The sequence below is a fragment of the Psychrobacter sp. I-STPA6b genome (genome assembly GCF_020662265.1).
In the GTDB taxonomy this organism is placed as follows: Bacteria; Pseudomonadota; Gammaproteobacteria; order Pseudomonadales; family Moraxellaceae; genus Psychrobacter.
In genome coordinates this window covers 42957-56663 of record NZ_VEWM01000082.1, presented here as the reverse complement: position 1 = coordinate 56663, position 13707 = coordinate 42957, and the positions used below count along the sequence as shown (strand labels likewise).

General features: G+C 39.5%; 10 protein-coding genes. 5 read left to right on the top strand and 5 right to left on the bottom strand.

Annotated elements, in window-relative coordinates; genetic code table 11:
- Nucleotides 1-454: 454 nt before the first annotated feature.
- A complete protein-coding gene (gene recG / locus FHK88_RS11610; RefSeq protein ID WP_227430913.1) occupies nt 455-2731 on the bottom strand; it encodes an ATP-dependent DNA helicase RecG in 2277 nt (758 codons plus the stop codon).
- A 151-nt stretch (nt 2732-2882) separates the two neighbouring features.
- Between recG and FHK88_RS11605 the strand changes: the two genes are divergently transcribed.
- Nucleotides 2883-3920, top strand: a complete 1038-nt coding sequence (locus FHK88_RS11605; RefSeq protein WP_227430912.1) for a patatin-like phospholipase family protein — start codon at nt 2883-2885, stop codon at nt 3918-3920.
- 88 nt (nt 3921-4008) lie between these two features.
- On the opposite strand, the gene FHK88_RS11600 is transcribed toward FHK88_RS11605, so the two are convergent.
- Complete coding sequence (locus FHK88_RS11600) at nt 4009-4629, bottom strand: hypothetical protein (protein WP_227430911.1); 621 nt, start codon at nt 4627-4629, stop codon at nt 4009-4011.
- Nucleotides 4630-5084: 455 nt separating this feature from the next.
- Here FHK88_RS11600 and argA point away from each other — a divergent pair, with 455 nt between their 5' ends.
- On the top strand, nt 5085-6407 hold the full coding sequence (gene argA, locus FHK88_RS11595) for an amino-acid N-acetyltransferase (RefSeq protein WP_227430910.1): 1323 nt from the start codon (nt 5085-5087) through the stop codon (nt 6405-6407).
- Between the two features lie 276 nt (nt 6408-6683).
- On the opposite strand, the gene FHK88_RS11590 is transcribed toward argA, so the two are convergent.
- Nucleotides 6684-7451 carry an FKBP-type peptidyl-prolyl cis-trans isomerase gene (locus FHK88_RS11590; RefSeq protein WP_227430909.1) on the bottom strand — a complete coding sequence of 256 codons (768 nt, stop codon included), beginning with the start codon at nt 7449-7451 and terminating at the stop codon, nt 6684-6686.
- Nucleotides 7452-8127: 676 nt separating this feature from the next.
- On the opposite strand from FHK88_RS11590, the gene FHK88_RS11585 reads away from it, so the two are divergent.
- Entirely contained in the window at nt 8128-9726 is a 1599-nt protein-coding gene (locus FHK88_RS11585) for a mechanosensitive ion channel (RefSeq protein WP_227430908.1), read from the top strand.
- Nucleotides 9727-9851: 125 nt separating this feature from the next.
- On the opposite strand, the gene FHK88_RS11580 is transcribed toward FHK88_RS11585, so the two are convergent.
- A complete protein-coding gene (locus tag FHK88_RS11580) occupies nt 9852-11195 on the bottom strand; it encodes a hypothetical protein (RefSeq protein WP_227430907.1) in 1344 nt (447 codons plus the stop codon).
- Nucleotides 11196-11666: 471 nt separating this feature from the next.
- Here FHK88_RS11580 and FHK88_RS11575 point away from each other — a divergent pair, with 471 nt between their 5' ends.
- Nucleotides 11667-12377, top strand: a complete 711-nt coding sequence (locus FHK88_RS11575; protein ID WP_227430906.1) for an SDR family NAD(P)-dependent oxidoreductase — start codon at nt 11667-11669, stop codon at nt 12375-12377.
- A 49-nt stretch (nt 12378-12426) separates the two neighbouring features.
- On the opposite strand, the gene FHK88_RS11570 is transcribed toward FHK88_RS11575, so the two are convergent.
- Complete coding sequence (locus FHK88_RS11570; protein WP_227430905.1) at nt 12427-13140, bottom strand: RluA family pseudouridine synthase; 714 nt, start codon at nt 13138-13140, stop codon at nt 12427-12429.
- A gap of 174 nt (nt 13141-13314) precedes the next feature.
- On the opposite strand from FHK88_RS11570, the gene trxA reads away from it, so the two are divergent.
- A complete protein-coding gene (gene trxA / locus FHK88_RS11565) occupies nt 13315-13641 on the top strand; it encodes a thioredoxin (protein WP_227430904.1) in 327 nt (108 codons plus the stop codon).
- Nucleotides 13642-13707 lie beyond the last annotated feature (66 nt).

Genomic DNA, 13707 nt, shown 5'->3' with positions numbered 1-13707 from the left:
GGTTGCTTAGGGTTGATGTAAATACCAGCATCAAAAAAGTAGACTAAAATAGATATAGGGCAACTAACTGCAAATAGCATGGATGGCAACAAATAAAAGTAACGCCATCGCTGTTTTATTATTCTTTGATGTTAATGGCATAAAGATCAACAGAGATTATTCTATTTATAAAATAAGATACAACATAAAACAAGAAATATATTAGGCTCTATTGAACATTCATCCTATTAGGCTAATATTTGCAAGGGATACAGCTATTATTTATCTTCAGGTAAAAATTGGCTAAATTTTCCTGATTCTGCATCAATAAACTGACCAATATCCCACCTTGATAAATCAGTTGCCTGAGCTCATTACCTTGACTAAGATAAATTTATACCAATTTTTCCTATTAAAGATAACTGTTCAACAAACCCTACTAGTCTTGCACTAAATATATATAAATACCAGAATTTTAAACATTGGTATAACGGCTTGCTTCTGGTATCCAGCGATGAATCAATAAACTAACAGCTTTTTTTCGTTGTGGATCATGAATCAGTCTCTTCGCCAGCTGTCGAGCTATCCGTAGCAAATTTTCATCACGGATTAAGTCTGAAACATAGTAACCAACATTACCTGTTTGCCGTTTTCCTAATAGCTCTCCAGGTCCACGCAGCTGCAAGTCCTTTTGGGCAATCACAAAGCCATCACTACTATCTCGTAGTACATTTAAACGCTCAATACCTGTCTCAGACAATGGTGTCTGATACAATAATACACAAAAACTTTTTGCACTGCCTCTCCCCACTCGACCACGCAACTGGTGTAACTGAGACAACCCCAAACGTTCAGCATTTTCAATCACCATCAAAGATGCATTTGGTACATCTACACCAACCTCAATAACCGTTGTTGCAACCAATAAATCAAGCTCTGCTTCTTTAAACGCCTGCATCACAGCCTGTTTATCAGCCGCCTTCATCTTACCGTGTACCAGTCCAATACGAATATCCAAACGCTGTGCAAGGTCAGCATAAGTTGCCTCTGCCGCTTGGGCATCTAGCGTGCCTGATTCCTCAACCAATGGACAGACCCAATAAGCCTGCTTACCTTGTGCACAATTCACTGCAATTCTCTCAATGACCTCATCACGACGACACCTATCAATGGTCACTGTGGTAATGGGTGTGCGATTGGGGGGCAACTCATCAATGACTGATGTATCCATATCACCATAAGCACTCATTGCCAATGTACGTGGAATTGGAGTTGCTGTCATAATCAGTTGATGAGGAGTACTATTTGCCACGCCTTTATCAGTCAAGGCCATACGCTGCTCCACACCAAAACGATGCTGCTCATCAATAATCACCAAACCCAGCTTAGCAAATTGTACAGCATCTTGAAACAAAGCATGTGTTCCAACAACAACTTGTACCTCATTATCAACGACAGCACTGAGTGCTTCTCGGCGTTGTTTTGCTGTCTGTTTACCTGCCAACCAACCAACCTTCAACCCTAATGGCTCAAACCAAGCTTTAAAGTTCAAAAAATGTTGCTCTGCTAAAATCTCAGTAGGTGCCATCACTGCAACTTGCCAGCCACTATCCAACGCATAACAGGCTGATAGTGCAGCTACTAAAGTTTTACCAGCACCCACATCACCCTGTACCAGCCTTAACATCGGAATAGATGTCGCCATATCTGCTGTAATTTCCTGTATCACCCGCTGTTGAGCGTTTGTGAGTTGAAATGGCAAATTTTGCAAAAGCTGTAACGCCAATGTACTACTGCTATCACATTTTGGCGCTTTATACTGGTGTAGCTGCTGACGACGATATAACATACTTAACTGATGTGCAGTTAACTCTTCAACAATCAAACGCTGACAGGCAGGATGGCTACGATTTTTCAACTGGTTTAGATATTGTGTTTGCTGTCCCAAATTCACATATATCGGAGGTGTATGAATCAGAGACAATGCCTCAAACAGGCTCAGTCCATAAATACTGTGTGCAGAAGATTGGGGTACGGAGTGTCTTCCTCTTTCCTGTAATGCCTGAGCTAACGTTGAAAACATATCTCGCTCACCTAGCGCATCATCAGTACAATAATTAGATGAGTCATTAAATGGTGCGATAGGTAAGGAATCAACTGACTGCCAGTCTGCTGGTGTAAATATACTTAATGGCACATCTTGCTGTTGCACAGTTTGTAATGCCAGCTTAACCAATGTCCGCAACTTATTCTGATGCAATCCCTTAACTGTTGGATAAATTGGCTGTAGCCCTGTACTGCCTAAAGGTGTATTTGCACCAACCACCGTATATTCTGGATGATGCATCTGTACACCGTAACGATTAATTTTTACCTCACCAAACAATCGTAACTGTGCACCCACACTCATCGTTTGTGTCAAGCCACGATAGACTTTAAAAAAACGCAAAGACACTTTTCCAGATACATCTTCAACTATCACTGTCATACCGCCGCGCTTATTTTCAACACGAACGACGCGACCTTCAATCAATGCACTCTGCCCATTTTCCAAAGATGAAATGGCTACCAAACGACTGCGGTCTTCATAATCACGAGGTAAATGCAACAACAAATCAAATATACGTGTAATACCTAACTGCTCCAGTTGCTCCTCCACTTTACTACCTACACCTGCCAAAGCACTGACAGGTAGATCCACCACTGCCAATGGCTGTGCTGAAGAAGAGCTTGGCTGAGACGTCGATATCATGGATGACATAAGCAAAATGAAATAAATAAAAGATTGGTTCACGCCATTATAACTGACAAAGTACGTTATGAAACATTGCATCGCTTTTCTTAGTGTATGCTAATGCCAATCAAACACAGTCTATAATTAAAAACTTACTTAGGCATACTTTATGATATCTCGTATGATTGATACTCTGATAAAAGTCACACCATACCCTCAATCGGTAGTACACAAACCAAGAAAGCGTTTATTGCTAGTACACTGTGGACTTGCCATTACACTACTAACCGCAACTTCTTGTAGCAACCTACCCACATCCACACCAGCTTCTATTCCCACCAACCCACAAAAGCCTGTCATTGCTTTAGTTTTAGGTGGTGGTGGTGCAAAAGGTTTTGCACATGTTGGTGTTATCAAAGTACTAGAAGCCAATGGTATCCGCCCTGATCTCATTGTCGGAAGTAGTGCCGGTAGCCTAGTTGGCAGTCTCTATGCCAGTGGCAAAACACCGGCTGAACTAGAACATCTGGCACTCACGACACAAGAAACCGACTTACTAGAGTTTACGATTTCACATCAAGGTATCATTGAAGCAGACAAGTTGAAAGACTTTGTTAATATGCAAGTTGGAGGACGAACGATAGAAGAGCTTCCCATACGTCTAGCCATTGTTGCCACAGAAAAACACAGTCAAAAAAAGACTGTCTTTACACAAGGAAATACAGGACTCACCGTACAAGCTTCCAGTAGTGTGCCAAACCTATTTATCGCCCCAAGAATTCCTGAAAAAGTTGGTCAAAAATACATCGATGGTGGCGTCAGCAGTATCGTTCCCGTAGATAGCGCTCGTGACCTCGGAGCAGATATTGTAATTGCAGTAGACATCCTCCCAGCTAATACCCAAACAAAGCCAACATCTCCACAGACCAACAGCTCAAACAATGCATGGGCAATGATTGACCAAAAATATCAAACACTGGCACAAAACCATACTCAGCAAAATACAGCCAATCGCTCTTATAAAGCAACTGAAGTACAGCGTGCAGATGTGGTCATCACGCCTAATATTGGACAGTTTAGTGTTTTTGATAGTACCCAGCGCTCACAGCTTATCCATGCTGGAGAAGAAGCTGCTCAACAGAACCTTGACCATATTAAACAAGCCATTGCCAATGCAACCCCTTCTCACTCCTCACAGCAAAAATAAAAGTACAAGTACAAAAAATGGCATTTTTCTAAATATATGAAAAATGCCAAGCTTCACTTTACTGAGATATTAGTTCGATATCGGTTAACTATCGAACAACTGCACGATATTTTACTACTGCTGTTTCATCAATCCCTAAGCCCACGATATCCCAACGTAGTGCCTTATACAACTCTAATGGCACTTCTTGGACTTCATTGCCAACACGACCTCGCAGTGGAGTACGATTAAAGCGTGAACCATCAACACTCGCCTTTGGAAACTCAGGATCTATTGCACCATACAGCTTCACCTCATCAGGAATAGTCATAGTCACTGTCATATGACGCTGACGATCAGGGCTAGTATTGGTAAACAAACCCTGATACTCAATCAAGTTTCCTGACTGTAACTGAGTATCAGCCGTTACTGGTACTAATATCTCTTTACCCTGATCATCAATACTGATTAAAAAGGCTTGTACCTGTGTACGTACGGCATTCAGTTGTGCTCTTGGAGTCGCTTGTTGACGCTGTACAACAGGTGTAGTTGGTACAGTCGCTTGCTGAACCAGTGCCAAGTTTTGTCTGTTTGACGGGGCATCTAACTCAGGCTCAGGTGTTGGCAACATCGCAGAAGCCGAGCCAATGCCCATTGCAAATAACACACTTAAACCTAATGTACGTTTTACTGTATGTTGTAACAAAGAAAAAGCGGTAAAATCAGTCATGACTATCATCCATTATGAGTAAAAATAAGAAAAATTAAATGACAAATTAGGGTCTATTGGAAAAAATTAAAGCTTAATAATTGCCTTATCATTATGCCCTGCTTACATTTATTTTTTGAACAGTGCTATTATATAGAGTGTACTATTAAACATAAACAAGCATACAGATTTAGCTGTAACGTTGTTTTTTATTTTTGTATAGCGCTTCTATCAGCACTCTCATATATTTAATATCGTTACTCAAAGGTGATTGCACTCAAAATACCCCAGTAAATACTGCCATCATCATCCACCTATAGATAATTAGTTACCATAAAAAGATGGCTCAATGTAACAAATTTTGTTATCGTAAAAGTTTATACAATCATAACCTTATCTATGCTTGTATACTCTTTTTTAGCATTAAAACATATGCTGACACATTCCAATTTATTGATTATTGATGATTTTAACCTATGACTGATACTGCCATGCCACAAATTAACCCTGACTATGTCCATTGGTTTCGTAACTCTGCCCCCTATATCAACACACATCGAGGTAAGACTTTCGTCATCATGTTTGGTGGCGAGGCGGTTAACCATCCTAACTTTAGCAACCTTATACATGACTTTGCACTCTTACACAGCTTAGGCATCAAGCTAGTTCTAGTGCATGGTGCTCGCCCACAAATTGAAAAAAACCTTGCCAACTTATCGCTAGAAACCCCGCTACATAATGACATTCGTGTCACTCCAAGAGCCGCACTACCCGCTATTTTAGAGGCTGTCGGAGCAATTCGACTACAAATCGAAGCCCAACTATCAATGGGGCTAGCTAACTCTCCCATGTATGGCTCACGCATTGATGCCGTCTCAGGAAACTTTGTTACTGCACGTCCTTATGGTGTACGAGATGGCGTCGATTATCAAATGACTGGTGAAGTACGTTCCATCGACGTTGATGCGATTAAAAACAATCTAATACACAGCCATATGGTTATTCTTGGCTCTATGGGTTACTCAGCCACAGGAGAAGTTTTCAATCTATTAGCAGAAGATGTTGCACTCAATGCTGCCATCGCCTTAAACGCTGACAAACTGATTTTTCTAGGCAGTGATGTAGGCATCAATGATAATGGACGCTTACTACACGCCATGATACCTAATGAAGTTGATAGATTCTTACGTGGACGTGATATCAACCGTGAAATTTATTACTTCCTACATTGTGCCAGTAATGCATGTCGCCAAGGTATTCACCGCACGCATATTATCTCTTATGCCAAAGATGGGGCTTTGCTAGAAGAGCTATTTACTCGTGATGGCTCTGGTACACTGATTAGCCATGACCCATACGAGGAGATTCGTCGAGCAAATATTGATGATGTTGTAGGACTACTAGAACTACTGACGCCTCTAGAAAAACAAGGTATCTTGGTTCAACGTTCACGAGAGCGTCTGGAGCAAGAAATTGATTTTTATAGTGTCATTGAGCGAGATGGCATGATTTTAGGCTGTGCTGCCTTGTATCCCCTTGATGATGACAGTGCAGAAGTCGCTTCTGTTGCTGTTCACCCTGACTATCGTAACGGTAGTCGAGGAGCTGACCTACTGGCATTTTTAGAGCAACAAGCTCGCAGTCATGGCCGCCATAAACTATTTGCCCTCACTACTCGCACAGCGCACTGGTTTGTTGAGCAAGGATTTGAAGAAGTCGATGCCCAACATCTACCAGAGGCAAGAAGAGCCAGTTATAACAATGGACGTAACTCCAAAATATTCCAAAAACTTTTGTAGCCATGCTCACAGCTCAAACAAATACAAGGTAACAATGCTGAGAAATAGTGAGTGGTGCAGCAAATAGGAATCATTCCTTAGCTATCTCGTACTTTGACTATCTTCTTTCACGACCCTTGTATCACTTTGTACAAACAACTATACTCACAAAAAAACCCTGCTAGCTTTAGCAGGGTTTTTTATTAATTATCACTAGTACTAGTACAGTGACTCATTTATCACTGTGCTAGTACCTACTGCTTAGCAAAGTAACTAATCAGTTATTAAACCAATGATTTATTGAGCAGACTGTGGTGGTTGTGGATTTACTTTTTGCATCTCAACAGTAAATATCAACGTGCTGTTTGGCTCAATAGCTGGATTACCTGCTTCGCCATAAGCGATATCAGAAGGAATAAATAACTCATACTTACCACCTTCTTTCATTAACTCTAAGCCTTCTTTAAAACCAGGAATCATATCCTTAACAGCAAATATAGCCGGCTCACCACGCTCATAAGAACTATCAAATACCGTACCATCTAGAAGCTTACCTTCATATTGTACCTGTACAATATCATCAGTTTTTGGTGATGCACCCGTACCTTCTTTTAGCACTTTATACTGTAGACCTGAATCTGTCGTTTTGACACCTTCTTTCTTAGCATTTTCTGCTAAAAACTTCTCACCTGCAGCCTTATTATTAGCTGCCATATCTTGTAGCTCTTGAGTTAACTCAGCTTGTTTTTTTTCTTGATAACTTAACAATACTGCTTCCATCTGCTCTTTAGTCAATGCAGACTCTTTACCCTCATAGCCATCACGGAATCCTGCTTCAAACGTATCAATATCTAAATCATTAATGGCTTCCTTATTACTCTCAGCCATCATATAACCCAAGCTATAGCCAACTTTCTCAAGATCAGAGCTTTGCTCAGTTACAGCTGTAGCAGCTGGTTTGGCTGAAGCACTGCTATCATTATTTGCATTTGCACAACCAGTTGCAAAAAGAGCAACTGACAAGCTAAGTGCAAGCAAACGAACGGGAGTATGTAATTTTTTCATAAGTATCTCTTAAAATAAATTTGAACGTTTTGTTTAGTATCGACATTATAGTCAGCTTTATATCCAAAAATAAAACCACATATGCTAAATATAAAACCGTATATACCATCTATCAAGCCAAATAGGTATCTTTCTATATTGCTCAGATACTACCTAAAGTATGATGTTCCATAACTTAACAGCTTTATGATGAAATAAAAGCCATTTTCAGTTAACTTCTCTGCAACGACGGCAAGAAATTACTTAAAATGTATAAAATATGTAATAATATTCTGATAATGTAACAACTTATCACATATTATTAGCGTTATTTTTGAATATGGCTATTTATTATTTCTCTCATCTTCGTTAAAGTAACATAAGTAAGCTGCCTGTGAGAATAACAATCTCTCTCATTTTGGTTCACTTTCCCCAAATAAGCAATGATGACTTAAAAATAGGCATGAGTTTATATCCTATACCTGATATGCCTCATTGTTTATTAAAAAAGCCATGACATAATGAAAGGACATGTAAGTTCCTACAGACAGTTCAATATTATTATGAGCATACATAAATGTGTTGCTAATACCTAATATTAATGGATATGCCATTGCTTCTTCTAAGATTCAAGAGCATTTATACAAAATATTTAAATTAGCCAACACAATATTATTAAAATTACAGGAGAAGCCGTATGGACAACAGCATGTTTGTTGGGTTCAATAACTACCTTGGAGGACCAATAGGCTCTATTATTGGTGCTATTTTTATTTTTGTCATTGGCTGGCTCGTTGCTTTAGCTATTGGTGGACTCGTACGTAACTTATTAGCACGTGCTAATGTCAATCAGCGTATGAATTCCTCAACAGGTAAATCATATGATGTTGAAGGCATTGCTGCCAAAATCGTATTTTGGTTTATCTTTATTATGGCAATCTCAGGTGCGCTTAGCATGCTCAACTTGACTGCTGTCTCTGCACCATTTGCCAACATGATTAATCAAGTCTTATCCTTTATTCCTACTCTTATGGGTGCTGCTGCCATCGCTGTTATTGGTTGGGTTGTGGCGACTATTGCACGTACACTACTTAGTACAGCACTATCAAAAACCTCTCTTGATGAGCGCCTAAGCGAAGAAGCTGGCGTAAGTCCAATGAGTCAAACCATTTCAGATGTGGTTTATTGGATCATTCTATTATTCGTATTGACCATTGTATTGGGTCAGCTAGGTCTTGATGGTCTATTTGCACCATTGACTAATATGCTTGATAAGATTTTTGACTTTATTCCAAACATCTTCCTTGCATGTGTCATTTTTGGTGTTGGTTATGTGGTTGCGAAAATCGTTCGTGGCATTGTCACCAGCGTCATTTCAAGCATGAATCTACAAACCATTGCTCAAAATGCAGGCATCAGTGACCATACTCGCATTGCAAACAGTGTTGGTACTTTAGCATTTTTAGTGATTATCATCCTATCGCTAATCTCAGCTTTAGACACTCTAAGCATTGAAGTTATTTCTCGTCCTGCGACAAATATGCTTAACCAAATCATGCTAGCGATTCCAAATGTCATCGCAGCAGTTGCTATCTTAGCTATCGCATACTATGTCGTTAAGTTTGTTGCAAGCATTGTTTCTAACCTACTTGAAAACACTGGTGTTAATGAGCTACCAGCGAAAGTTGGTCTACAAGAAATGTTAGGTACACAAACGGTATCTAGCATCATTGGTAAGCTAATCATCTTCTTCACCATGCTATTTGCTTCTATTGAAGCGGCAAATCGTTTAGGCTTTGATCGTGTTAGCGACTTAATTACACTATTTATTGCTTTTGGTGCAGACATCATCCTTGGTGCAGTTATCCTATTCATTGGCTTCTGGTTAGCCAACATAATTGCGAAAGTTGTTGAGCGTTCTGAACAAGGCTCAGAGTTCTTAGCAAATATCGTACGTATCCTAATCATGGGGCTAGTACTAGCAATGGGTCTACGTGCAATGGGTATTGCTGACTCTATCGTAAACCTAGCATTCGGCTTAACTTTAGGTGCAGTTGCTGTAGCATTTGCTCTATCATTCGGTCTTGGTGGTCAAGAAGCCGCTGCACGCTTTCTACGTCGTGTACAAGATAAAATGGATGCAGAATGTGATAAAACTAAAGCACCAGTAACCAGCAGTGAAGCCACGAATGCAGCAGTCAACACAGTGACTTCACCAGCATCAACTACGACTTCACTAGACACGCCTAAGACAAATAATGTTGATGGTTTATTTGATAGTGATGACTTAAAATAACCAAATACCATTAGTCGTAATAAGAAAAGACAGCCTAGGCTGTCTTTTTTTATGTCATCAGCTATTACGTCAAAGAACATAACAGATATAGTTAAACAACTACCATTTTCTATTACTATTACAGCCTACATTTTCATTTTTAACTGTAGTGAGGGGAGCTTAACTGCTGGCTTGGATTTAGCTGGCTGTACTTTCGCTTGAGATACCTGTGCTGTCGACATAGTCTGGGGTGGCTGTGCAGCTTGTTGCTGTATTTGTAGGGCGCTTAATTGCTCAGTTAAATACCGCTCTTTTTCAGTCATTGCTCCAACTGACTGAATAAAGACATCCATATCAACTACTGTCTCTTGATTTACTACCAAAAACTCAATACCTAAGATGACAATATGATGCAACTCAGGCATGACCAAGCGAGTGGCAACATCCTTTGCAACATCTTGCAAACGCGCTTGTAATGTATTTCTAGCATGTGGCGTATTTTCCTGTGTACCATAAAATATCAGTACATAATGTCGCCCCAAACTTTCGTAAGAATGCTGATGCACAACATAACCAGTTTGTTTAACTTCTACTGGTTTACTTGGATATAGATATAACTCTTTTATTAACTCATACCGTGAAAATAATGACTCATCAAGTAATTGTCGCATCCATAGAGGTGAGCTATGTAACGATTGCTCTTGTTGCTGGGCAGGTGATGTACTAGGTGCGCTCAAATACGCACATTGATATAGATACGTCCACAACATCGATGCCTGCTTCATGTGTTCATATGATACTGTCTCTGTATTCACCATGTAAGGACTATTTTGCGCACTCGCCATTCTCACCAATGTCGCATTTGGCTCAGTTTTCAGCTTATATTTGACCAGCTCATTATCCACCTTAATCGCCTGCTCTAATAATGCTGGACTCGCTAAAAACTCAGTAATCAAGGCACGTTCACTGGCAAATGTCACCTCACCTGTTTTTGCTGCTTGTTGCAAATGTCTAAGATGAAATGCTAAAAAGCGCCATAGCTCACAGGGTGTTTGTAGCATATCCAGTACTTCCTGCCAGACACTATAGCTAAAAACTTGTATCACTTGGGATTGCTCTGTCACCTCCATGACAAAGTCTTCAATAAAATACTTTGCACCAAAGGTAGGCGTGACCCGCTTTCTTTTATTATCTTTTGTCAAAATAACATCTAAAATTAGCACACTATAAACATTCGCCAACTCTGCTTTATCTGTATAAGATTTCAACCAGCGCTTTTGTTGTTGCAGAGCCTTTTTTATTTCTTTATTACACTCAGAGGCAATTTTATGAGTCTTAATGCTTCCTTGTACTTCCAGCTCAATAGTTGCTTGAGCGACAAAAAGCTGACCATGTGGTAGCTCATATTTAAGCGCACTTGAGAAAGTCTCATCTGACTGAAAATAACTGAGCCAATCTGTCATCTCTGGCTGACTTGGACTAGACACCATAATAAACTCTCTAACCTTAAAAGAAGCTTTCAATTATCATATCATTATCAGAAAGCTTGCTTTGTTTAATAAACTAACTGTTTTAATGAATTAACCACACTGAATACAACCATATAAATATATCACCCATACCTTTTAAGCACTTTTGTATGCCCATTTACTCTCTTAGCCACATCACATAAAATGGTTAACTCAGATACAGTGTGGCATCATGCAAATATCGACACTTGTCTGATTAAACACGATCTGTTCAAACACTAATTGTTAAAACCATATTAGCAGATAATAATTTTTCTTTGTATTGTAGGATCTATTGAACTTTCATTAACGCACAACTGATAAATATCAGAAGGCAAATTTAATCAGTTTTAAAGATTCATAGAAATACGGCTACAACCCCTGATAAATCTAACTTAATAGGACGCACGCCAAAATGAAATCTATCATCCACCTAAATAAGGACTGACCATTATGAAGCGTTTTAAAGAAAAAACCATTATCATCACTGGTGCAGACTCTAATATTGGTCATGCAACTGCCATACGATTTGCTAAAGAAGGTGCTAATGTCGCCCTTATTGGACGTACTCAGGAGTCCTTAGAAAGAATAGCTGAACAATTCCCCCAAGACCATACATGGATTCATACTGACAATCACCTATCCATCGCTTGTGATATAAACAACCAAAAACAAGTAACTGAGATGATACGGTACACCATTGAAAAGTTTGGGCGTATTGATGTTCTGATCAATAATGTAGGGCATGCGCTACAAGAGATGGGAGATGACCCATCTGCTATTGAAGAATGTGTCAATAGCACTACTCATATTTGTCACAGTGTTTTAGCTACTCTCACAGAAACTCAAGGCAATATTGTCAATATATCTGCACTATCTGAAATAGGCAAAGGTTGCCAGCTTGATCGCTATCACTCACTGACTACTGACCTCGCTCATTTAACTCAGACCTTAGCCATTGAAAATGCACCAAAGAATATACGAGTCAATGCTATTAGCTCTATTGTATGTATTGATAAAGACAATGCTAATCTACCAACATATCCACTTGGTCGCACTGCACAACCTCAAGATATCGCAGCGGTTATTACCTTTTTAGCCAGCGATGATGCTGCTATGATTACTGGTACAACATTGCCTGTAGATGGTGGCATCCATATCTAAAGTCCGCCACCAATAGCACGCAAACATACTGGTCATAACAAAGTGCTAGCTAGAATGGTACAGCACTTTCCCAATCTATCCAGCTTTCTAGACTAGGATGTTTCAGGCGAAGTTTTCGTGCATGTAAATTTAAACGAGGTGCTAATGATAACACCTCGCCTTGAGCATAAATAGGGTCACCAATCATAACATGACCAATATGTAACATATGTACCCTTAACTGATGACTGCGCCCTGTGACAGGATAAAGTGCTACTCTCGTTACTGGCTTGCCTTGACGTAGCTCATGATGCAGTACCTCATAGCGTGTTAAAGCCTGCTTTTTCCAGCTCATATCAACAATATGTTTTGGCTTTGTCGTTGGCTCATAACGGACAGGCACATTTATTTCACCTTTTTTGCCCACAACCTCCATTGTACCCATCACCACTGCTTCATAAGTCTTTTGAGGCAGTCTATCAATAAACTGTTTACTAATATGACTTTGTGCTTGTGCATGTTTAGCAAATATCATCACACCTGATGTATCCATATCTAAGCGATGAATCAACTTCACTTGGGGACAGACTCGCTCCAAACGTGACAACAAACTTACTTTTAATGTCCGTCCATCAACGCTTAATAACCCAGCAGGTTTATCAACCACCCAGATATCTTCATCTTCAAATAAAGTAATATTTTTTGCAAAACTAACAAAGAATTCTTCTGAATACTGTTGCTCTGTGGTATTCAGTTGCTCTATGATTTGAACAGATAACGTCATAGTAAAATAAAATAGTGACCTAAATAAGCTGTATATTGTAACATCAATACAACTGATACCAATCATTAAACATACTTAACGGCGAACTCACACAAATTATCGCTGACAATGTTATGATAAAATGAATTGAATACAGTGAATATCTAACACACATTCTTTTAATGGAGAAACCTTATGTCAAACAACATCATTAACACCACTGATGCAAACTTTGATCAAGATGTACTACAAGCTGACCTACCTGTATTAGTTGACTTTTGGGCAACATGGTGTGGTCCTTGTAAAGCCATTGCACCTATTTTAGAAGACTTAGCAGAAGAATATGCTGGCAAAGTTCAAATTGTAAAAGTTGATGTTGATAACAACCCACAATCAGCCAGCCGTTTTGGTATTCGTAATATTCCAACATTGTTTGTCTTTAAAAATGGTGAAAAAGTTGATGCCATCACTGGCTTACAACCAAAAGCAGAGCTTGCCAAAGTTCTAGACCAGCACCTATAAGAAACGCTAGGGCATTGCTTATAATGTCCTAGAAGTTGTAACTATTCGCCATTATTTACTCAAAAT